The organism is Dyadobacter sp. CY345 (assembly GCF_021502725.1).
Classification (GTDB): domain Bacteria; phylum Bacteroidota; class Bacteroidia; order Cytophagales; family Spirosomataceae; genus Dyadobacter.
This window is the reverse complement of record NZ_JAKFFS010000005.1, coordinates 185906-208176: the sequence shown is the minus strand read 5'-3', so window position 1 is coordinate 208176 and position 22271 is coordinate 185906. Positions and strand designations below refer to the sequence as shown.

Here is a 22271-nt window from a genome sequence, read left to right as displayed (position 1 = left end):
TAAATGCGTCGGGCATTATTTTAATTTGCTTTTAACTGTATTTTAATACGGCATCGTATTGCCAACCGAAACAAGATTATATCTATTTGTTAAATGATTATAAATCAATAGGTTGTAGTGTTGGATTTATGTTTATTTGATTTTGAAATCTAACATTCAGATTAATCCGTAATAAATGACAGCCTGGCATTTCGATATTCGGGTTTTTGAAGCTGAATTTTAAGCATTTTGAAAGTTTCGAGAGGACCTTGTGAAGCAACCAGATTTACCAGCCAGGCAGGAATAGAACCGGCCGGATCAACAGCCAGCGTGTATTCAACTTTAACCTGTCTTTTGGAAACCGGTGTAATGATCCACTTTCCCGTTGACTGAACTATCCTCACAATTCCAGGTTTTTGAGCAACAAATCCGGAAACGCATGGCGCATCCATCGTAACGACTTTTGTCGAAGGATTTTGAGAAACCATAATATGCGCAACGAAATCCCGATTTTGAGCCGGCCACGGAAGTTCTACTTCTGAATAGTAATATAAGTCGGAGGGCGAAACCCTTTTAACTACCACACATGATTTTGTGCTATATACCCATTCCGTCTCTCTCTCAATATCCATTAGTACAGTGACAAGTTCAGATAATGTTGCAGGCAGAATTGTTTCAATTTTAAGGGCCTTAACCCTGGAAGTTAAAATGGATTTCGTGAAAACCTTTACTCCGTCTTTTTCCGTATGCAATTTCCAGGTTTCTTGCGCATATACATTCAGGGATATAACCACGAAGAGAAGAAAGACTGCTGTTTTTTTTAACATTTTTAATAAACTAAACTTACAACGCGGGCTTGCGCTGACATACACTTTTGTGATAACAGCATTCTCACTAAAAAAATTACCCGATTAAGTGTGTTAACGTGATCGAAGACGCATCGGAACGCTCAATTTGTTTTTTCCAGGAACGGTTGCCGCTGCATCAAAAGTTGGGAGTTTGAAAGAATTTATAGAGAAACTTCTGACAGGCTATAACGCGCGATAATTTCTACAAGCTACACAAAAAAAGAACTCCGGAAATCCTGAGTCCTTTATAAAATATCGTAACCTTTAATTGATATAGATTATACATCAATCACTTACAATATTAATAAATAAACTGCTCAGCTAAAAGTTTGATTGAGGTAAAGTTATGCTATCAGGAAAATGTTTTTGATATTTAGAAATTATGTCGCATAATTTCTAAATATCTTCGTCGAGCAGGACGGTATTTCACTTAAACGTTTATTGCTGCAAGTAATAGTAATAACAGCCTTCGTCTTTTTTAAATCCAAACTTTTCATAGAGTGCCTGCGCTTTGGTATTCTCGACGCCAGTTTTTAGGGTGATCCATTGTGCGTTGGTTTCGGCTCCGAATTCCTCTACTTTTTCAAGCAATCTGGTTGCGACCCCAAATTTTCTATATTTTTCTGTTATAAACATATCATTAAGAGTCCATGTTGATTTGATTTTTAGCGAGGTGTACATCGGGTAGAGCAACGTAAAACCCATCATATCATTTGAATCTTCATCAATGGCGGCAAAAACAACGGCCTGTTTATTTTCAATTCTTTCTCTCAAAAAAATGGTTGATGCTTCCAGGTTAGATTCCTGTTTAAAATGAACCCTGTACTCATCAAAAATCAGTGAGAGTTTTGGCAGATCGGTCAGTTGGCAATGTTTAATCAGCATGAAAAGGAGATTTATATTAAAGGTCATACAGTTTGCAAAGTTAGCTGACTGAGCAATTAACAAAATAAAATTTCACACTTTAAAATGCAAAAAAACCTGTCAAAAAGTCGACAGGTTTTTAACTAATCTCAACCGGGATTTATGAATCAAATTAAGTTGATCTGGTCACTTGCCACTTGGAAAGGACCGAAGCAAAATTCTAAATAGTTAACGAATTGAATAGGAATAGGATATTACGTTAGTAAAGATTTAATCGAATTTTAACCCCGGTCAGATTCAGATAAACAAAGAACTAATGATATACACTTAAACTCTCTAATCGATTAAAATATCTTATTACCTACCACTAACCGTTCGCATAAAACGTCTTTTCTGTATTAAAACTGTATTTTGCGATCTTGATTTAAACATTCTGAAACAGAAATTTCTATTCAGGCTCACCAAAATGTTTCCACAAGCGCGCCTGCTTCCTCGTAACTGTCTGTAAAATAATAATGAGTGAATTTTTAACACCGTGGAACTTTATAAAAACATATCTGTGTTGCGCAAAGGATAAGTGACTTTTTTTAAGTAATTTCGTATAACAAACGACCTCTGTGATTTGTCTTAACTAAGAATATCTCCGCGTTTATTGAAAATTCCTTCGTAGTAAAAATAGCCGGATTAATGGCTATGCATCTGTGACTGAGATTTAAGAAAAAGTAAGAGAAGAATTTCCTATTTGTGTTATATGATAAACCGTTATCTTGGATTTGTTGCATGTTCCCTCACATTGCTGATAGGCACACGTTGTCTATCGCAGGATTTGTTGCCGGGATTACCTGGCATGGGACCTTCCAAATGGATAACCATAGAACACACGCAGGCGCCTGGCGCGCGTTATCGTTCGGCAAATTCCGAAACGCAACGGTATACACAAGAAGATATATACGTCCGGGCATGGGTTCCTGTATTGCACAAGCCGAAATATGCAATTGTTCTGGGACCTCACTACCGAACGGAGCAGCTTGAAATTAATTCCAGCGGAGAAAATCCCATGCATCAAATGTCTAACTGGAAACTTCGTTCCATGGGAGTGGATATGAAGTCTTTTTTCACGCTGGATCCTGGTGCGTTTTTGATTCTGGCTTCAAGGGTTAATAAAAGTGGAAGTCTCGCAGATATTCCACTACGTAACGTTCCTTTGAATTACAGTTTCACAGCTGTGTACTTAAAGAAAAAATCGATTAATAAAGAAATTGGTTTTGGATTGATGCTTAGCAAAAACCAAAACTTAACTGTTTTGCCTGTCTTTGTATTTAATTACAATTTTTCTCCAAAAACTGGCGTCGAAATCAGCCTTCCCCGAAGATTGTCGTTTCGTTACAATATTTCGTCAAAAGATATTTTGTCATTTAAAAGTGAAGCCGTTAGCAGGAGTTATTATATCACGGAAAGTAACAACCAGGCTGGCCAGTTTAGAAAGATTGATATGGATAGCGGGGTAATGTATAACCGACAAATTAATAAGCTTGTAGGAGTAGAGTTGTTTGCCGGCTATCGCACAAATATTAGTAATACACTTCCGGCTGGTGTTGTACCTATCAAAACTTCGGGTTTCACCGCGGCAATAGAATTATACATTCGTCCTCCGTTTGGCTCGTCTAAGAAATCAAAATAATTTTCTCTCCCCGTATTGGAATACTTGCCGAAGAGTGCCTCTATGGCGCGTTAATTTTTCAATGACCTTCGTGCCGTTTCATGAGGTATAAAACAGAAAAAAGCCTCGGTATAACCAAGGCTCTTTTGTTCATTATTTAACCCAGCACTCTACATTATTAGGTAACTGATGTAAAAGTAGAATGAATTATTTGGATAAACAATAACCTTGTAGAATATATTATTTCTTTTTTAGTAAATGTTACACTATTTACGATCGTTTTGTAGAAAATATTCTATTCGGGGTGTCGTGGATATCAAAAAGAAAAAATCCCGGCAAGTGCCAGGATTTTTTACTAAATATTTCTCACCTCAAAATGAGCAAGCCCATCTTGATTAATTACGTATAGTGTAAAAATCATGCTAGCTTTTCGGAATAATAAAACTAAAAAAAATTAATAATCTGATTATGAGGACTAAATAAAATTTTATCATTAGAAAATTTATACTTCACAACATTATTTTATTAAAATTTTTATTGTGATTATTTAGTGAATTGCCGGTTATGGGGAATAATGGGGTGGCTATGGTGGGATAGCGATATTTGGTCCCTGTGAAATCTCACATTTCAGGCTGGAAAGTAAAATTTAATACTAACCAAAAAAATTTTGTCAGGTGTAGAAACAAAAAAATCTCAGCATATGCCAAGATCATTTGTGCACTACAACACACACTATAGGCCACTTGCGTGGCGCTGTACAAAATTATAGATTTCTTTCTATAAATGAAATATATAATTTCTACTATTTGAAGAATTAAGATAATCTTAATGCTAAAATGCCGTTTCTGGAACAAAAATTGCGGTAAATCTTTCGAAAAGGGCACAACTTATAAATCTAGTGCCTTATATTTAATCAGATGCATCTGAAAGTAACATGCATTGAAACTTATGGAAGATTTAAAAATTAAAGAAAAAACAGGAAGATTAATCATTGTTGCCTATCGACTACCGTTCAAGATTATCAGCGAAAATGACCAGGTCCAGCTATTTCAGAATTCTGGCGGGCTAGTGTCAGCAGTGTTATCTCTCGTTCACGAGCAGGATGGGTCACCATTCAATTCAGACGAAAAAATCCAATGGGTTGGTTTCAGCGAAAACTCTCCGGAGGAACTTGAAGGTCAGAATCTTGCAAATGATAGCTTCCAGGCACATCCGGTTTTTATACCGTCCGATGTAAATGAAAATTACTACGAAGGTTTTTGCAATAATTTAATTTGGCCGCTTTGTCACTATTTTCCGTCACTTGCGAAATTTGATGACGCCTATTTCGAAAGCTATCAGATCGCCAATAAATTGTTTTTTGACAAAGTCAGTGAGATTATTCAGCCAGATGATGTAGTCTGGGTTCAGGATTATCAGCTTATGCTTTTGCCTGACATGATCAGGCAAAAATTTCCCCAAAATAAAATAGGCTTCTTTTTTCATATTCCTTTTCCCTCTTTCGAGTTATTCCGAATGTTACCCGTGAAATGGCGTAAGTCAATTATCGATGGGATATTAGGTGCCGACGTGGTTGGATTTCATACCAATGATTATGTAGAATATTTTCTTAAAGCTGCACGGATGGTTTCCGGGTATGGTAATAAGCTTCATTATATTAATATGAGTAACCGGATTGTGAAAGTTGATTCCTTTCCGATCAGTATTGATTATAGAAAATTCAATTCTGCCTTTGATTTGCCGGACGTTGAAAAAGAGCGGGAACAGGTTAGAGAGTCTTTAAAAGAGAAAATTATTTTTTCGGTAGACCGTCTCGATTATTCCAAAGGGATTCTCCACCGGCTACACGGTTTTCAGAGATTCCTTGAAATTTATCCCGACTGGCACGAGAAGGTTTCATTTGTTATGGTTGTTGTTCCTTCACGTGACAGTATTGACCAATATCAGCAAATGAAGTCTGATATAGACCAAACGGTGGGAAGGATCAATGCTCAGTACGGAACCATTAACTGGCAGCCGATTATATATCAGTATCGCTCGTTGTCATTTGACGAACTTATGGGAATGTATACCGCCAGTGACGTAGCGCTTATTACGCCGGTTCGTGACGGAATGAATCTTGTTTGCAAAGAGTATGTCGCCAGCCGAAAAGATAAGAAGGGCGTTTTAATTCTAAGTGAAATGGCGGGTGCTGCTGCCGAATTGGGCGAAGCATTAATCATCAATCCGCTCGATAATCAGGATATCGCCGATGCGATTATACGTGCTTTTGAAATGCCTGAGGAAGAACAAACCAAACGCATGAATGCCATGCAAACCAGGATCCGTGAATATGATGTTTTCGCGTGGACTAATGACTTTTTTACCCAAATGATTATGCTTGAACAAGAACATGAACGACTTCGTCAGGTTTTTCTGACCAATAAAGGAATTGATGATATCCGGAAAGCATATGCTGCTTCTTCGAATCGGATTTTATTTTTCGATTATGACGGAACGTTAGCCCCGATTGTGCCGGACCCATCGAAAGCGATCGTATCAGTGGATACTAAAAAACTGATTATGGATCTTGCCAAACGCGATACGGTTATCATTATCAGCGGTCGTGATCGGTATTTTCTTCATGAACTTTTCAAAGAACTGCCAGTTCACATCATTGCTGAACACGGTGCATTGATCAAAACAAAAGATAGTGAGGAATGGACTCTAAATGAAAGTTATGAGGAAAACTGGAAAGAAAGTATCCGGCCGATTCTTGATATTTACGCGAAACGCTGTCCGGGAGCTTTCGTTGAAGAAAAAGAAACATCGCTCGCCTGGCATTACCGGACAGCGGAAGATCAAGAGTATGCCATTCGCCGCGCACAGGAATTGATCTGGCAATTACAAAGTTTTGTTCAACCGGAACTTAATCTTCAGATTATTGATGGAAATAAAGTTGTAGAAGTAAAGAAAACGGCTTTTAACAAAGGTACCGCTGCCAGGTCTTTTGTCGAAAAAGGCGATTATGATTTTGTTCTGGCAATGGGCGACGATACCACAGACGAGGATATGTTCGAAGCTTTGCCCTCCACAGCCTACACAATCAAAATTGGTGATGATCTTTCAGCAGCAAGAAATCATATCAGAAACCAGCAGGAAGTGTTTCACTTTTTAAAATTTATGATTTCTTCGCCGGAAGAATAAGAAATAGAATCATAAAAAAACCAGCAAGTCAGATTTTGGCTTGCTGGTTTTTTTATGGATCAGAAATACTATGCTGCTAGCAATCCGTCCGGACCTTTCAGATTTTCCATTTTTACAAAATCACATTTAAAACCCGCAGACCGAAGCTCGGACTGAATTCTGCGAAAATCTTCCAGTTCAGATCTAAGACTCAATAACAACTCTTTAAAATCGTATGCCCAGTGTTTGACGTTTAGTTTTTTCAAACAATCGTGCAATCGCTGGAAAGATAATGTGTCTGTTAATTTCGTGCGAAAAGATATTTGATATATTGGTTTCATAGCTGACAAATTAAATAATTGATGAAGGTGATTTAGTCAATCGGGCACTTGCAAATCGTCAAAAGTCATTATCACATATCAAAGATGATAATAATTTATAATTATTCCAAATAAGTTGCTCAAAATCTTATCAGTACAAATATCAGGAATAAATTGTAATTATTGAAGATATTTTGTGATGAAATTGTTAAGATTTGATTAGAATTTGTAACTTAAAATGCCTAATATAGTAGTTGAATTATTTTAATTTTGCTTCTGACTACGAGTGAATACAACTGGAATTCACCTCTTCGTCGCAAAAAAAGCTGAACAGACGCAGGTCCATTCAGCTCAAAGGTAGAGTCACGATATTTCAGCGTAACTAAGATGTCATTTTGAGAAACTCACGCCCAGGATCTTTCCAGAAAATCAACCCAGTTTTTCCACATGATCTGCTCAATATCATTTTCAGAATATCCTCTTTTACTTAGAGTTCCAGAGATGGATTGGAGGTCAGCGATCGAATCCATATCGCCCGGAGCTTGTTCTTTTCCGAAAGCACCATCAAGGTCAGATCCTATGCCAACGTGAGAGGCATTGCCTGCCAGCTGACAGATATGGTCAATGTGTTCTGCAATATGTTCAATAACCAGACCTGTATTCTGAGGCGTCGACTTACCACGAACCCAGCCAGGAATCATCATCCAGGCGTCAAATGCCATTCCGATCACTGCCTTTCTGCTGATTAACTCGGTAATCATTTCGTCAGAATACTGACGGTTATGCGGCGTGACTTTTCTTGTAAGGTTATGACTTGCCCAAACCGGTCCCTGATAAATCTTCATTGCATCCCAAAATGCGCTGTCGCATAAGTGTGTGGCGTCAAGGATCATATTCAATTTATCCATTTCAGCGAGTAGATCTTTGCCTTTTTGAGATAATGGCTGATCGGAATCTGTTCCGTACGCATATACACCGGGACCATAGTGAGCAGGTCCGACGGCGCGAAGTCCGTAATTATAGGCTATTTCAAGATTTTTTAAGGAAATCAGGGAATCTGCTCCTTCCAGACTAAGTATATAACCGATAGGCAATTTTTCAGTTGACTCTGCATTTTTCCAAAGTGCAAGATGTTTGTGCAATCCGGTCAAGTCCGTAATCTGCACCATTTCTCCTGCTTCTTCCATGGCCTTATACCAGGCAATCTGCGCCTGTGTTTGTGCCCAGGCCTGCGCCTGCGAATGCCAGCCAGGGATTTTGCTATCCGGTTTGACAAAACGGGCGATCTGTGTGGCTACGCATAAACCAATATTTCCTTTGCGCATTTCTGGAAAACTTACCACACCGAGGCTACGATCTGGTTTGTCTGTTAAGTTTTTTTCCCGGTCACGAATTGCCTGAAGATCTTGGGTAAGGTCACGGTTCCATTCCACAGCATTCATGGAAAGGTCCAGATGGGCATCAAAAAGAAACATATTTTACTAATTATTGAATTTTAGAATATTGAATGAGAGAATTATTGCTCATTCAAGGTTTAGGTTTTTTTATTTTAAATAGTCAGGCGGCGGTTTCTGGCGACTATTTTCCACTCGTCAATTACCTCGCCATTTTCAATTACCGACGCATATTCGTGCAAGGCAACTGATGGGCAGATGTGATAGGGAAGTGCATAAAAAACATCACCGATTTTGATCGACTCCCAGGCCTCTTCCCCGATCTGGAGCACGCCATGTTCCTCGCTTTGTCCGGTTACGGTATAACCTTTAAGGTTTAACAAACGGAAACGTTTATCAATCGGATTATCGCCGGCAACAGCCTTATGGCCTAAGTCGATGGTAACAACGCCAGCGGAAGGTTTGGATACCACTCTTGTCAAAATAAGGGCGGCGTGTAGAAATGGCTGTTCGTCAAATTGGTCACCATAACCCCAGTCCCAAAGTACGTTTGTCCCAGGGCTTAGCAAAACATTAGGACGAAGCGCGTGGACTGTGAAAGTTGGAGAGCCTCCTGCAATAATCACTGGTTCTGTTCCGATATCTTCTCGGATCAAATCCAGAAGGGGAAATACTTTTTCAAAATCTGCATCGCTATGTGCTTTTCGTTCAGAGAATTCAGCATTTCTTATGTGGCCGTCGTAAATATGTACGCCGGATACGGAGACATTGGATAAGCCCGAAAGAAACCTGTACAAAGAAAGAAGTAGACCGTCGGTCGGGTGCCCGGAGCGGTTCATGCCATTATTGACATCGATAAATATGGTAGATACAAAATCTTCGGCAGCTGAGTATTCTTCCAGTGCCTGTGCAGATTGTTCGTTATCAATTAATGAAGAGAAAGTAGTTTCAGGGTATTTTTTTCTAAGTTCGAATAACCGCCTGATGTTAATGTCAGTCAACTGGTACGCAATTAAGATCCATTTACCACCTGCTTCGGCAATCATTTCTGCTTCGGAAATTGTCGCACATTTGAATTTTGATACACCAGCGTTCAACTGTATTTTAACAATTTCTCCTGTTTTATGTGTTTTGACATGTGGCACTAACCGGTTTGCATCACCAGCCATATGAACCATACTCCGAATATTATTCTCGATTCTATCTTTGTAAAAAAGAAGAGAAGGGGAAATTACTTCTTCTGGTTTGTTGAGCAGATACCACATTATATTTCAGGGTTATTTTGTTGAAAATAAAATTGCTGATTTGTATACGTAAATGTTTGTAAATCAAGATATTTCAATCAGCAATATGGAACATTCCTAGTTATCTTCCAGTTCAAACATTGCTTCGATTTCAACAGGAATGTTATCTGGCAAGGTTCCCATACCTACCGCACTTCTTACGCCTATGCCATTTTCTTCACCCCACACCTTCGCAAATAATTCGCTGCATCCGTTGATTACGTAGGGATGGCGCTCAAAATCACTTGTTGCGTTCACCATACCCAAAATCTTGATGACTCGCTTGATACGGTTAAGACTTCCTAAATTTGCTTTCAGTGTCGATAGGATTGTCAGCCCAACCTGGCGTGCTGCAAGTTTTCCTTCTTCTACATCAAGGTCGGCACCGATGCGGCCAATGATCAAACTTCCATCATCCTGAACAGTTCCGTGCCCGGAAACATATACCCAGCGATTGTCAACGATAAGATATGGTTTATAAACGCCAAGAGGTTTTGGAGCTGGCGGTAAATTAAGTCCCAGTGCTTCGAAATTGGATTCAGGAGTCATGCAATAGTTAAGATAAGGATAATAAATAGTATTGTTTTTGAAAGATGCAAAAGTCACAGTCGATTACTCTTACACGAACAAATTTAATACTAAAACACCCAACAAACCCATTACTGATACAATTGTTTCCATTACCGACCAGGTCAATAAGGTATCTTTAATACTCAAATTAAAGTATTCTTTGAATAACCAGAAGCCTCCGTCGTTCAAATGGGAGAACATCAAACTTCCGGAACCGATGGATAAAACGATCAATTCCGGAGGAACAGGTGAATGAATCAGCAACGGGGAGAGTATACCCACTGTTGTTAATCCTGCAACGGTGGCAGATCCGACGCACACGCGGATTATCGCGGCGATTCCCCAGCTCAGAACAATAGGAGAAATATCAATACCTACTAAACCCTGGGCGATGTAGGTGCTCACGCCGCTTGCCGTCATAATTTCTTTGAATACACCTGCGCCAGCGATGATCAACAGAATAACAGAAACGCCTTTAAACGCTTCTTCCATTGATTTACTGATGGCTTTCATATTTAAGCCGCGTTGAATACCAAGCGTGTATGCAGCGAAAAGAACAGAGATCAGCATTCCAAAATAAGGTTCTGCAAGTAACGCAATAACCTGATTGTTAGGATATATTTTTTTAATTCCTGACATGGCTGTTAAGAGAAATACAGGTAGCAAAGCGGTAACAATACTGATACCCAAACCTGGCAATTCAGAAGTCGGTCTCGGTTTTACATTGAATAAATCTGCGTCCGGTTTGGGTGTAAATCTTTTCAGGGTACTCCCAAATATAGGGCCCGCAATGGCAATTGCCGGAATAGATACCATCAAACCATAAAGTAAAGTTTTACCCAAATCTGCATTAAGCTGACTGGCAATAGCAGCCGGAGATGGGTGAGGAGGTAAGTAACCGTGAGCGACAGACAATGCAGAAAGCATCGGAATACCTACATATAATAAAGGAAGCCGGGCTGTGGCGCTGATCATGAAAATTAGTGGAACAACAATCACAAAACCTGCATTATAAAATAGCGGAATCCCGATTACAAAACCTGCAAGCGCCATTCCCCATTGAATATATTTTTGTCCGAAGATGCCGATTAAAGCATCAGTTATCCTTTGCGCGGCACCGCTGTCGGCGACAAGTTTTCCGAGCATCGCACCAAAACCTACAATCAATACCAGGTCGCCAAGCGTACCGCCGACGCCTTTCTGAATTGCCTTACTTACCGTCACAACGTCAAGTCCGCTTGCAAGTCCTAAACCGATCGATACCAAAAGAAACGAAATAAAGGTGTCAATTTTAAGCCATGCGATGAGCAGAATCAAAAATAAAATGGAAAGAAATGTCAGTAATAAAGGCATAGAAAGGAATTTAGGAAAAGAGGTTTTTTAATTATAAGGACGCATACTAACAAATTTAACGATTGAACCGTATTTACTTTCCAATTTATTATTTCAAAAAGACATACCCAAACGATATATTCACCAAAACAACAGCCTGAAAGGCTAACTATCTTAGCCCATGCGGCACGCGTGGGAACTCCGGGAACGTGGAAAACATGAATAAATTCTACCCACAATTAATCCTAAATTCCCCAGGATCACAATGATATAAAACGAATGTAGAATATGCCTCCCAGAAGTTTGTTAGAATGCCTAAAAATAGCGAAATTTGACTTTTTAGTAGTAACGGTATTGTAATAATCAAGTGAGCATTTGAATAAAATCAATTTCTCATTTTAAATTTTTGATTCTTTTCTAATTGTTTATGGCAGAATCTTCAGGTGAAAACATTATCCCCATTAATATTGAGGATGAAATGCGAGGAGCATACATCGATTACTCGATGTCAGTTATTATTTCCCGCGCTTTACCCGACGTTCGCGATGGTTTGAAACCGGTGCACAGACGTGTTTTATATGGTATGTCTGATTTGGGTGTTAGCTACAATAAATCCCATAAAAAGTCAGCTCGTATAGTAGGGGAGGTTTTAGGTAAGTATCACCCGCACGGTGATGCTTCGGTTTATAACACAATGGTTCGTATGGCTCAGCCATGGTCTTTGCGTTATATGCTGGTGGACGGACAAGGGAACTTCGGATCCGTTGATGGTGATTCTCCCGCGGCGATGCGTTACACAGAGGCAAGATTGAAACGACTTGCTGATGAATTGTTAAGTGATCTTGGTAAGGATACAGTTGATTTTCAGCCCAATTTTGACGATTCGCTTGAAGAACCAACTGTTCTACCTGCAAAATTTCCGAATTTACTTGTAAATGGTTCGTCTGGAATTGCCGTAGGTATGGCAACCAATATGGCGCCTCATAACCTGGCAGAGGTAGTGGATGGCGTAATGGCTTACATCGACAATACGGAAATTACTATTCCTGAGTTGATGCAGCACGTGAAAGCGCCGGATTTCCCGACCGGAGGAATCATATACGGATATCAGGGTGTGCGCGCTGCCATGGAAACAGGTCGTGGTCGTATCATTGTTCGCGCAAAGGCATCTTTCGATGTAACGAAAACAGGTCGTGAACAGATCATCGTTACCGAAATTCCGTACATGACCAATAAGGCGACCATGATTGAAGGTATCGCCGGATTGATCAACAATAAAAAACTGGACGGTATCTCGGATATCCGTGACGAATCGGATAGGGATGGGATGCGTATTGTTTTCGATCTTAAAAAAGATGCGATTCCAAATATCGTTCTTAATCACCTTTACAAATACACTCCGCTTCAATCATCTTTCAGTGTAAACAACGTGGCGCTTGTAAAAGGTCGTCCCGTGATGTTGAATCTGAAAGACCTGATCAAACATTTCATCGATCACCGTATTATCGTGATTACACGTCGTACGGAATATGAGTTGCGCGAAGCAGAAAAAAGAGCACATATTTTACAAGGCTTAATCATCGCACTTGATAATCTTGATGCCGTAATTGCTTTGATCCGTAGTGCACGTGATCCGGAAATTGCGAAAAATGGTTTGATGGAGAATTTTGCGTTAAGTGAAATTCAGGCTAAAGCCATCCTAGAACTTCGTCTGCAAAGATTGACAGGTCTTGAAAGAGATAAGATCATTAAGGAGTATGATGAAATTATGCTCGTAATAACTGACTTGAAGGACATTCTTGCTAACGAATACCGCAAGTATGACATTATCAAAACAGAATTAACGGATATCAAAGATCGCTACGGTGATGCTCGTCGTACGCAAATTGAATTTGCTGCTGAAGAATTCAGTGACGAAGATATGATTCCGGATGAAGAAATGCTTATTACCATTTCTCATGAAGGTTACATCAAACGTACGCCGTTAGCAGAATACAGGACACAAACAAGGGGTGGGGTAGGTTCTCGTGGTGTTAAGACCAAGGATACCGATTTCACTGAACATTTGTTCTCGGCTACGATGCTTAACTATCTGCTCATTTTTACCGAATATGGTAAGTTGTTCTGGATGAAGGTATATGAAGTGCCGGAAGGAAGCAAAACTTCGAAAGGAAGGCCAATTCAAAATTTGATAAGCCTTGAAAACGGTGATTCTATTCGTTCAGTAATCAATGTTCGTACTTTGACAAATGAGGATTATATCAACAATAATTACCTCATTATGTGTACGGAACAGGGTACAATTAAGAAGACTTTGCTTGAAGCATATTCTCGTCCGCGTACAAACGGTATCATCGCAATCTCAATTAACGAAGGTGACCGCCTGTTAAATGTCGCTCTGACAAATGGTGATAACGACATCGTGATTGCATCAAGTGCCGGACGTGCCGTTCGTTTCAATGAAAAAGGAGTGAGGCCAATGGGAAGAACAGCCGCCGGTGTACGGGGTATTAACTTAACTGATCCTGCAAATAAGGTAATCGGTATGGTTTGTATTAACCGTGAAGATGCCCAGTTGTTGGTTGTTTCTGAAAATGGATTTGGAAAGCGCTCATTGATTGATAGTTACCGAGTTACAAATCGTGGTGGAAAAGGTGTTTCGACGATGAACGCTACGGATAAAGTTGGAAAACTTGTAGCCATTCGCGAAGTTACCGAGCAGGATGATCTAATGATCATTACGAGAAATGGTATTGCCATCCGTATGAGTGTACTTGATATCCGTCAGGCCGGACGTAACACCCAAGGTGTTAAACTGATCCGTCTGAACAATTCTGATGAAATTACTTCGGTTACACGAATCTTGAAAGATCCGGATGAAAAAGCGGAAGAATTGGATGAAGATGGAAACGTAATCGTAAGTGATGTAAATGACTCACTTATCATCAAAGGAGATGATGCAGAGGTGATAGAAGATACCATTGCGGATGAAATTGAAAGTGGAGATGACGAGGATGAGGAGGCTGAAAACGACGATTCTGACGCGCCAGAGGCATGATTTTTGTAATAATTAAGATTAATTATTAATATTTGTATTTAGTAATGTTCATTCACAACCAATCGAGATCTATGAAAAAAATGTTTTTTGTTTCTGCACTTGGCCTTATTAGCTTTTCTGCATTTTCGCAGGATGCTGTTAACAAGGCGATGGTAGATCAACTCCGCAAGGATAAAGAAAAAAGCGATAAAGGGGTAACAGATCCAAAAGCAAGTGCAAAAGCAGCCTTTTGGATGGATCGTGCTACAACTTATTCTTCCATAGCGTCACAAAGTTCTGAGTTGGATTCAAGTGCTGCAAAAACAGCTTTCGAAGCATATAAGAAAGCTGCTGAAATTGATCCTAAAAAAGCAAAAGACGCTCAGAAATTTCTAACAGGTGAGGATCCTTCTTTGTTTAACGCTTTTGTAAGACAAGGAGCAGAGAAATATCAGAATAAAAACCTTGTTGGTGCCTTGGAAATGTTCCAGTTAGCGCAACAGGTAAATGCAAAAGATACACTTGCAAGTTTGTATGGCGGTATTGCTGCACAGCAAATTGACAAGAAAGAAGAAGCAAAAACGCAATTTGAGAAATATGCTGAAAACGGAGGAAAAGATCCAAGTGTATTTTATGGTCTTGCTCAATTGTATCGCGCAGAGAATAATTTCGATAAAGCGGTTGCCACTTTGAATAAAGGTTTGGAACGTTCTCCAAATAACAAAGATCTCAAATCTGAGGTTGTTAATATTTTATTAGCTTCTGGTAAAGAAGATCAGGCAATTGCTGAGTTGACCAACCTTACGAAATCTGATCCTACAAATGTTCAGAACATTGTAAACCTTGGTATTCTTTATGATAACATGAATACCAAGTTAGGTACTAAGATCAAGAATATCCAAGGCCGACTTGGTGCCGGTGCAAGTCAGAAGGCTGATCTTACTAAAAAATTGGAAGATGAAAAAGGTAAGATTGAAGTTTATGATGGCGAAATAAAACGCATCAGTGCTTTAAATAAAAAAGCTCCAAAACCTGATTTAAAACGTCAGTTGGCCGATGTAACTGCAAAGAGAAAAGAATCTACAACAGCCATCGAAGCTTTAAATGCACAAATTACTGCTGCGGCAGCTAGCGCAGGCAAAGGTGAAAACCAGGCAGTTTTACAAGATTCTCTTAATATCTTAAAAACTCAAAAAACGACTGCGAACAACGAAGCAATCGCGGCCTACAAAAAAGTTCTAGAACTTGATGCAGCTAATTACGATGCACTTTATAACCTTGGTGTTTTTTATTTCAACGAAGCTGTTGAATTGAAACGTGAAGTTGACAACATGAGCATGACTGATTACCAGGCAAAAGGTAAAGAAGTTGAAGGTCGTGTTTGTGGCCGTTTCAAAAAAGCAAAACCTTACTTTGAAAAAGCAATCCAGGTTAAAGATGAAGCAGATGCAAAAGAAAACCTTGCTACTGTAAACAGCGTACTGGAACAGTTTGAAGGAAAGAAAGTAGTATGTGTTGAAGAGTAAGAAATAATTGAAATTTGGAAGGAAGATACTATTTCATAGTATCTTCCTTTTTTGTCAGATAATCTATTTAACATAATATAAATTATACAACAGACGAGTATCAAATTTTAGGCTCTCAGAATTGATTGTAGCGAGTATGGGCTAGCATAGAATAGTTTGATTAAATCTAGGGAGTTAGTATTTCAGAGATTATCGTTGTAATTACTTGACAACCAATTTAATGAAGCTGTATTTTGTTAATTTTTTTCTGAGAAATCAAAATCAAATTCATTGATAAATGATCCCGGTATTTACTTTAACTTATTTTGGAGGAAAATGTTTATAAACATCACCGCGCGAGGATATTGTAATAAAATGTAATATGTGAATTTGACCATTAATGTATTTCAATCCGATCCGCCAATCTCCGACTCTAATCTTATAAAAGCCTTTATTTTGTTTGCCTTTCATTTCTTCGCATCCTGGTATATCATAGATGTTGCTGGACTTTTCAGCAATTTCTAAAACTTCAAAAGCTTGTTTTTGAATATAGTGCGGACATTTTTTTAATTCCTTCGAAAAAGATTTGGCCAATGTTATTTCCACCCCATTTCTTCTTTAAAGTCTGAATAACTTATGGTTTCCTCCTTCTCTCTTTCTCTCAAAATCTCGCCAAAGTAAAAATCCTCCAACTCCTCATTTTCAATTAAAACCAGAATTTTTTCCATCTCATCATCACTCCAATTGCCTCTTTGCTTTTTAACTGAGAATAAGGTTGGCTGCATCCCTATCTTTTCGGCTAAAAATGAATTTTTATACCCTGATTTATTGATCAGATTGCCCATATTCCTTTTGAGCTCTTTGTAGTTGTGAATGACCTCTATCATATCAATTTATTATATAACAAATAACATAATATAAATATAGAAAAAAGTATATAAACCTGTATCAGTTTGTGTGCAAAATATTGCAACTTGCTCGATTTTGCAAAAGAGTATCCAAGGTAACTGATTCTCTTAAAATCATAGTATGTTTGTAAAGTAACAAAATCTGGTGTATGAATATCCTGGTCATTGAGGATGAAGAAAGGCTTGCAATTCTGGTTAAACAGGGATTGGATGAAAATGGATACACAACCACTCTCGCCTTTGACGGTTTGACAGGTAAGTACATGGCCATGCAAAATGATTACGATCTGATAATCATGGATATAATTTTGCCTGGTATAAATGGAATTGATTTATGTAAGGAGGTGCGCACCGTAAAACCAGACATACCGATTTTAATGCTTACGGCACTTGGCACTACCAATAATAAAGTGGAAGCTTTTGATGCCGGCGCAGATGATTACCTGGTAAAACCATTTGATTTTAGAGAGCTTCATGTAAGGTTGCGCGCGCTCACAAAACGTAGTGCGGTCAATGCAAAACGCCAGGATTATATTTTAAAATATGCTGACCTGGAATTGAATGACCAGACAAAAATAGTGCGACGTTCGGGAGTTGAAATTATTCTGACGCCAAAGGAATTTAAGTTGCTGGAATATATGATGCAAAATAATGAACGCGTTTTGTCAAGAACAGAAATTGCTGATAAGGTTTGGGACACGCACTTTGATACTGGTACAAATTTCATTGATGTATATATCAATTATCTTAGAAAGAAAGTTGATAAGAATTTTGAACAAAAATTAATCCATACCAAACCTGGTATGGGATTTATTCTTAGAACAGGAGAATTATAATTTTATTACTCGCAAGATGATGATCGTCGCAGCTGCCCAAACGATTCCAAAAAGAAAAAATACTACCGAAAATCTGGAAGATCATTATCGACTTGTAAATCTTGCAGCAGATCATGGAGCCCAGCTTATTGTATTTCCCGAGATGTCACTCACCGGATATGAACGCGAATTTGCTGCCGAGCTGTCGTTTGTAGGAAATGATATGAGACTGGATAAGCTTAAAAATCTGGCAAGTAATAGGAATATCATTATTCTGGCGGGAGCCCCTATCCTTCTGGAATCCGGACTGCATATTGGAATGTTCGTTCTTGAACCAAACCAGCCGGAGCGGATTTACACGAAACAATATCTTCATGATGGTGAAGAAATCGCCTTCGTCCCAGGTATTAATCGGGATATCTTGATCAATCTGGAAGGCGAAGTTATTTCCCTGGCTATCTGTGCAGACATAACAAATCCAGCCCATCCGGCAAGAGCTGCTGCGCTCAATAGTACACTTTACATTGCCAGTATTTTTTACACGCCTAATGGAATTCAACAGGGGTTTTCTGATCTTCAAGGTTATGCTAACCTGTTTTATATGAGTGTATTAATGTCGAATTTTGGAGGTATGTCTTATAGTATGCAAGCTGCTGGACAGAGTTCGTTTTGGAATAATAATGGCAAAATAATTAGCGGATTTGAAGGTGCCGGTGAAGGTTTGCTTATTGTAGAAAAGAACGATAAGGACTGGAAGTCAACTGTTCTCGAAACTACTTAGGTCATGAAGATACGTACGAAATTAAGTATTCTTTTTACTGTCTTGACTGCAACGATTCTTTCAGTTTTCGCAGCATTGGTTTACTATTCGGCGTATCAAAGTCGTGAAAACGAGTTTTTTAGAAGACTCCACCAGGAAACGCTTACCAAGGCTAATCTTTTTTTCGAGGCGAAGGTGGATGCACACACCTTGCAAACAATTTATAAAAATAACAGGGAAACAATCAACGAAGTGCAGGTTGCGATTTATGACACATCATTCAATTTATTGTATCACGATGCCGCAGAGATTGACGAAGTAAAGGAAACAAAACAGATGATAAATCGGATAAGAACGAGAAAATATATCCGTTTTTATCAGGATGACTGGCAGGTCGTCGGTTTACTGTTTTCTTATGAAGGAAAAAACTATATTTTGACAGCGTCCGCTTACGATGAATATGGGTATAATAAATTAAGAAATTTGAGCAAAACAATCTGGCTGGTTTTTATTTGTTCAATTGTTTTGATTTATGCGGCGGGAAGATTTTTCTCGCGAAAGGCGTTACTTCCCGTCACAGAAATTGTTGCCAACGTTAAAAATATTACCGCTTCAAATCTGGATCTCCGGCTAGGTCATGCGGACGGTAAGGACGAGCTGGCGGAACTGGCCGATACTTTTAATCAAATGCTGGACCGTCTGGAAAATTCTTTTGACGCACAAAAGCAGTTTGTTTCTAATATTTCTCACGAGGTGAGGACACCTTTGGCAGTGCTGATTACGGAGTTGGAATTGTCGACGTATAAGGAGCGGAGTATAGCAGAATATCAAAAAGTGATCAATAATACATTGATTGACGCGCATCGATTATCCAAGCTTTCCGACAGTTTGCTGGATTTTGCAAAGGCAAGTTATGATCCACAGGAAATAGGATTTAAGGAGGTTAGGATAGATGAAGTATTGCTCGATGCAAGACAGAAGGTGCAGAAGGAGAATCCTAAGTATCTGATAGACATACGTTACGAAAACGAATTCGAAAATGATGATGAAATTTCAGTAGTGGGGAATGAGTACTTATTGAATGTAGCATTTTCAAATTTGTTGGAGAACGGAGGGAAGTTTTCCAACAATCCGGTTACTACGGTTATGATTAATTTTAATCTTAATAATATTATTTTAATGTTTTCTGATAATGGAATTGGAATTTCTGACGAAGATTTAAAATTAATTTTTACTCCATTCTTTCGGGGAAATAATAAAAAGTTTGCTCAGGGAAATGGTGTCGGCCTCTCCCTCACCCAGAAAATTATCTCCCTTCATAAAGGTACTATCTCCGTAGCATCAAAAATTGGTGAAGGGACAATTTTCACAGTAGTACTCCCCCACCTTTAAAAGTATATACCTGACCGGCTGTTATTACGAACCACTCTCCTACGCTTCTAAGGCCGATTTTAACGCTCTAATTTTTTTCTAATAATTTTCTATGAGTTCTCTAACGGTACTTCTTATGAAGTAAATGCACTTTTGCTATCATATTAGCAATCAACAAGAAGGAGATGCATTTTAAAGTCTTAATTACCGCCATTGTTATTACGTGTTGCCTTTTTGAAACGGCATCTGCCCAGACAAATTATAGTTTGCAACAAGCTTTGCAGGCGGCAAAAACGAATAACCCAAATTTGAAAAGGGAACAATTTAACGTAACCATTGCTGAAACAGATATCGTTACGGCAAGTTTACGGCCCAACCCTGTCTTGAACAATCAGTCCTTACAACTGATTAAAGCTTCAAAATTTCCGGATAATAGTAGTTGGTCCAATCACCTGAATCGTCAGGTCTGGTGGCAGGTTACCAAGCCGTTCCAAATGCCGGAATTAAGGAAGAATAAAATTGATTATGCCAATCAGAATGTTATCCTTAACCAGAAAGCATACACTGAAACTGAACGGAAGTTATTTCAGGATGTAGCAAGCAAATGGCTGGACGTATGGTCGGCCCGAAAACAACTTGACATATTGAATATTGCCAAAAGTAATATTGATACTTTGGTGAATATCAATAAAGTACGTTTGAAAAATCAAGTGATCACGACGACCGATCTGGCCAGAACTGAGCTTCTTGCGAATCAGTATAATGTTCAAATGAAGTCTGCCGATCAGAACTATAAGAATGAGATCATTAACCTGAAATACCTCATGGGCATTCAGGAAGATATAAACGTTGACACGACCGATAATTTCCAGTTTGCTTTTCCTGCGAATGTTGATGATTTGTTGCAACAGGCCTTACAGTCGCGTAGTGATATTCAGACATTGAAGTCGACCATCGATGTTGCGAATTCCAATATAAAACTTCAAAAGTCTATGGCACTTCCTGTCCCTGAACTGGGTGCAATTTTTAACCCGCAAAACGGGGTGCCTTACATGGGTGTTTATGGAACCATTGCCATTCCGATTTTTTCCCGTAACCAGGGCGAGATAAAAAAATCTCATGTATTGAAACAACAGGCTGAACAGGATTTACTGGCAACACAATCGCTGATTCAAAGTGAGATTTCGACGGCATATAGCAGTTACATAACCCAGAAGCAGAATCTTCAAAATTTTACCGGATTGTTAGCGCAGTCTCAGACGATTTTAAACAATGTCAAATATTCATATCTGCGTGGCGGAACGACCATTATAGATTTTCTGGAAGCACAACGAAGCTGGCTGGATACCCAACAACAATACTACGAAACCTTACAATTATACCGTCAGAGCTACATTAAACTATTGTATGCTTCGGGGATCATTAATCAAATCGCGCAATAACATCATGAAGAATTTATTAAAGTACGGCTGGCTTTTTGGAATAATACTTTTTTCCTGCGAGAAAAAGGCTGAGAAAGCCGAGAAAGTGGAAAATATAGAGCCGACGATTACAGAAAACGGTGCGAAAATTGAATTTCCGAAAGCGGAAAGTGTTAAATTTTTTCAAACAGAAACCATTGGCAGCAGCTCGTTGACTGCTGACATAACAGCTCCTGCAACGGTCTCTGCAACAGTGGTCAGATCCAATGAGGGCGCCTCACAGAATATTGTTTTGTTTCAGAATCCGGATCTTGCCGGTAGTTATACCCAGCTTATTCAGCATTTGATTACGATTAATCAGATTCAAAATGTAAATATAAAACAGCGGAAAATTGAATTAAGCCGCGTTCAGGATTTGCAGCAGCACGGCGCCGCTACGGGTAAGGATTTACTTGATGCACAGACCGCAATGTCGATGGAACAAACCAATCTGTCCAATGAAAGAGCTGCTTTAATAGAGCACGAAACAAAGTTGAAAGAAGGTGGATTTCAGGCGGATTTGCTTCGTAAGGCAAAGGCGGGAACGGCTTATATTACTTGTGATATTCCTGAAAATGCAATAAGTAAAATCAAAAATGGAAGCCAGTGCACTGTGCAATTCACAGCTTTTCCAAATGACAAGTTTACCGGAATAATTGATAACGTTGCGGATATGGTAGATCCAACGACGAGGATGGTTAAGCTACGCGTCAGTATGAATAACGCAGACGGAAAACTGAAAGCAGGTATGTTCGGAACGGTTGGGTTCGGCGTCAGTGAAGGAAAAAATATAAGTGTCAACAAAGATGCGTTGATCACGATACAGGGAAAAAGTTATGTTTTTGTGAAAAACGGAGCGAATTGCTTTCAGCGTAAAGAGGTTAATATCGGCGATCAGGTTGGCGACAGAATTATCGTTTTTTCCGGGTTGGACAATGGCGACTCCGTTGCGATCAAAGGCGTTATGCAGTTGAAAGGACTGTCGTTCGGTTACTAAAAC

The 22271-nt window shown here is 39.1% G+C and carries 18 protein-coding genes; 9 read left to right on the top strand and 9 right to left on the bottom strand.

Annotated elements, in window-relative coordinates; genetic code table 11:
• Window positions 1–161: 161 nt before the first annotated feature.
• Together L0657_RS21460 and L0657_RS21455 are read right to left on the bottom strand one after the other, a co-directional pair.
• Window positions 162–806 (bottom strand): START domain-containing protein, encoded by a 645-nt coding sequence (locus L0657_RS21460; RefSeq protein ID WP_235152817.1) that lies wholly within the window; start codon window positions 804–806, stop codon window positions 162–164.
• Window positions 807–1265: 459 nt separating this feature from the next.
• Window positions 1266–1712: an N-acetyltransferase gene (locus L0657_RS21455; protein WP_235152816.1), complete on the bottom strand. Its 447-nt coding sequence runs from the start codon at window positions 1710–1712 to the stop codon at window positions 1266–1268.
• A gap of 730 nt (window positions 1713–2442) precedes the next feature.
• On the opposite strand from L0657_RS21455, the gene L0657_RS21450 reads away from it, so the two are divergent.
• Window positions 2443–3372: a DUF6268 family outer membrane beta-barrel protein gene (locus tag L0657_RS21450; protein ID WP_235152815.1), complete on the top strand. Its 930-nt coding sequence runs from the start codon at window positions 2443–2445 to the stop codon at window positions 3370–3372.
• Between the two features lie 927 nt (window positions 3373–4299).
• Window positions 4300–6537: a bifunctional alpha,alpha-trehalose-phosphate synthase (UDP-forming)/trehalose-phosphatase gene (locus L0657_RS21445; protein WP_235152814.1), complete on the top strand. Its 2238-nt coding sequence runs from the start codon at window positions 4300–4302 to the stop codon at window positions 6535–6537.
• A 68-nt stretch (window positions 6538–6605) separates the two neighbouring features.
• Here the strand turns inward: L0657_RS21445 and L0657_RS21440 are convergent, their stop codons facing one another.
• The 5 genes from L0657_RS21440 to L0657_RS21420 all read right to left on the bottom strand — a co-directional run bounded on the left by L0657_RS21440 (window position 6606) and on the right by L0657_RS21420 (window position 11436).
• A complete protein-coding gene (locus L0657_RS21440) occupies window positions 6606–6857 on the bottom strand; it encodes a hypothetical protein (protein WP_235152813.1) in 252 nt (83 codons plus the stop codon).
• A 383-nt stretch (window positions 6858–7240) separates the two neighbouring features.
• Window positions 7241–8311 (bottom strand): dipeptidase, encoded by a 1071-nt coding sequence (locus tag L0657_RS21435; protein WP_235152812.1) that lies wholly within the window; start codon window positions 8309–8311, stop codon window positions 7241–7243.
• Between the two features lie 74 nt (window positions 8312–8385).
• Window positions 8386–9495: a D-TA family PLP-dependent enzyme gene (locus tag L0657_RS21430; protein WP_255718064.1), complete on the bottom strand. Its 1110-nt coding sequence runs from the start codon at window positions 9493–9495 to the stop codon at window positions 8386–8388.
• Window positions 9496–9591: 96 nt separating this feature from the next.
• Window positions 9592–10062 (bottom strand): RidA family protein, encoded by a 471-nt coding sequence (locus tag L0657_RS21425; RefSeq protein WP_235152811.1) that lies wholly within the window; start codon window positions 10060–10062, stop codon window positions 9592–9594.
• Window positions 10063–10131: 69 nt separating this feature from the next.
• Window positions 10132–11436: a gluconate:H+ symporter gene (locus tag L0657_RS21420; protein WP_235152810.1), complete on the bottom strand. Its 1305-nt coding sequence runs from the start codon at window positions 11434–11436 to the stop codon at window positions 10132–10134.
• A 406-nt stretch (window positions 11437–11842) separates the two neighbouring features.
• On the opposite strand from L0657_RS21420, the gene gyrA reads away from it, so the two are divergent.
• Window positions 11843–14473, top strand: a complete 2631-nt coding sequence (gene gyrA, locus L0657_RS21415; RefSeq protein WP_235152809.1) for a DNA gyrase subunit A — start codon at window positions 11843–11845, stop codon at window positions 14471–14473.
• 71 nt (window positions 14474–14544) lie between these two features.
• Window positions 14545–15978, top strand: coding sequence for a tetratricopeptide repeat protein (locus tag L0657_RS21410; RefSeq protein WP_235152808.1), 1434 nt, complete (start codon window positions 14545–14547; stop codon window positions 15976–15978).
• A 300-nt stretch (window positions 15979–16278) separates the two neighbouring features.
• Here L0657_RS21410 and L0657_RS21405 read toward each other — a convergent pair whose 3' ends face one another.
• Window positions 16279–16563: a type II toxin-antitoxin system RelE/ParE family toxin gene (locus L0657_RS21405; protein WP_235152807.1), complete on the bottom strand. Its 285-nt coding sequence runs from the start codon at window positions 16561–16563 to the stop codon at window positions 16279–16281.
• Complete coding sequence (locus tag L0657_RS21400) at window positions 16554–16844, bottom strand: hypothetical protein (RefSeq protein WP_235152806.1); 291 nt, start codon at window positions 16842–16844, stop codon at window positions 16554–16556. The genes L0657_RS21405 and L0657_RS21400 overlap by 10 nt, the downstream gene beginning before the upstream one ends.
• 170 nt (window positions 16845–17014) lie before the next feature.
• Here L0657_RS21400 and L0657_RS21395 point away from each other — a divergent pair, with 170 nt between their 5' ends.
• The 5 genes from L0657_RS21395 (at window position 17015) to L0657_RS21375 (ending at window position 22268) form a co-directional block, all read left to right on the top strand.
• A complete protein-coding gene (locus L0657_RS21395) occupies window positions 17015–17701 on the top strand; it encodes a response regulator transcription factor (RefSeq protein ID WP_235152805.1) in 687 nt (228 codons plus the stop codon).
• Between the two features lie 16 nt (window positions 17702–17717).
• Window positions 17718–18461 carry a carbon-nitrogen hydrolase family protein gene (locus tag L0657_RS21390; RefSeq protein WP_235152804.1) on the top strand — a complete coding sequence of 248 codons (744 nt, stop codon included), beginning with the start codon at window positions 17718–17720 and terminating at the stop codon, window positions 18459–18461.
• A 3-nt stretch (window positions 18462–18464) separates the two neighbouring features.
• On the top strand, window positions 18465–19832 hold the full coding sequence (locus L0657_RS21385; protein ID WP_235152803.1) for an ATP-binding protein: 1368 nt from the start codon (window positions 18465–18467) through the stop codon (window positions 19830–19832).
• Between the two features lie 164 nt (window positions 19833–19996).
• Entirely contained in the window at window positions 19997–21253 is a 1257-nt protein-coding gene (locus L0657_RS21380; RefSeq protein ID WP_235152802.1) for a TolC family protein, read from the top strand.
• Between the two features lie 4 nt (window positions 21254–21257).
• Window positions 21258–22268 (top strand): efflux RND transporter periplasmic adaptor subunit, encoded by a 1011-nt coding sequence (locus L0657_RS21375; protein ID WP_235152801.1) that lies wholly within the window; start codon window positions 21258–21260, stop codon window positions 22266–22268.
• Window positions 22269–22271 lie beyond the last annotated feature (3 nt).

What these genes read in the sequence shown, in the direction of transcription:
- L0657_RS21455 (WP_235152816.1), bottom strand. Translation starts at nt 1,712, where the DNA reads ATGCTGATTAAACATTGCCAACTGACCGATCTGCCAAAACTCTCACTG.
- L0657_RS21420 (WP_235152810.1), bottom strand. Translation starts at nt 11,436, where the DNA reads ATGCCTTTATTACTGACATTTCTTTCCATTTTATTTTTGATTCTGCTC.
- L0657_RS21460 (WP_235152817.1), bottom strand. Translation starts at nt 806, where the DNA reads ATGTTAAAAAAAACAGCAGTCTTTCTTCTCTTCGTGGTTATATCCCTG.
- gyrA (WP_235152809.1), top strand. Translation starts at nt 11,843, where the DNA reads ATGGCAGAATCTTCAGGTGAAAACATTATCCCCATTAATATTGAGGAT.
- L0657_RS21435 (WP_235152812.1), bottom strand. Translation starts at nt 8,311, where the DNA reads ATGTTTCTTTTTGATGCCCATCTGGACCTTTCCATGAATGCTGTGGAA.
- L0657_RS21425 (WP_235152811.1), bottom strand. Translation starts at nt 10,062, where the DNA reads ATGACTCCTGAATCCAATTTCGAAGCACTGGGACTTAATTTACCGCCA.
- L0657_RS21440 (WP_235152813.1), bottom strand. Translation starts at nt 6,857, where the DNA reads ATGAAACCAATATATCAAATATCTTTTCGCACGAAATTAACAGACACA.
- L0657_RS21450 (WP_235152815.1), top strand. Translation starts at nt 2,443, where the DNA reads ATGATAAACCGTTATCTTGGATTTGTTGCATGTTCCCTCACATTGCTG.
- L0657_RS21380 (WP_235152802.1), top strand. Translation starts at nt 19,997, where the DNA reads ATGCATTTTAAAGTCTTAATTACCGCCATTGTTATTACGTGTTGCCTT.
- L0657_RS21385 (WP_235152803.1), top strand. Translation starts at nt 18,465, where the DNA reads ATGAAGATACGTACGAAATTAAGTATTCTTTTTACTGTCTTGACTGCA.
- L0657_RS21375 (WP_235152801.1), top strand. Translation starts at nt 21,258, where the DNA reads ATGAAGAATTTATTAAAGTACGGCTGGCTTTTTGGAATAATACTTTTT.
- L0657_RS21400 (WP_235152806.1), bottom strand. Translation starts at nt 16,844, where the DNA reads ATGATAGAGGTCATTCACAACTACAAAGAGCTCAAAAGGAATATGGGC.
- L0657_RS21395 (WP_235152805.1), top strand. Translation starts at nt 17,015, where the DNA reads ATGAATATCCTGGTCATTGAGGATGAAGAAAGGCTTGCAATTCTGGTT.
- L0657_RS21430 (WP_255718064.1), bottom strand. Translation starts at nt 9,495, where the DNA reads ATGTGGTATCTGCTCAACAAACCAGAAGAAGTAATTTCCCCTTCTCTT.
- L0657_RS21445 (WP_235152814.1), top strand. Translation starts at nt 4,300, where the DNA reads ATGGAAGATTTAAAAATTAAAGAAAAAACAGGAAGATTAATCATTGTT.
- L0657_RS21410 (WP_235152808.1), top strand. Translation starts at nt 14,545, where the DNA reads ATGAAAAAAATGTTTTTTGTTTCTGCACTTGGCCTTATTAGCTTTTCT.
- L0657_RS21390 (WP_235152804.1), top strand. Translation starts at nt 17,718, where the DNA reads ATGATGATCGTCGCAGCTGCCCAAACGATTCCAAAAAGAAAAAATACT.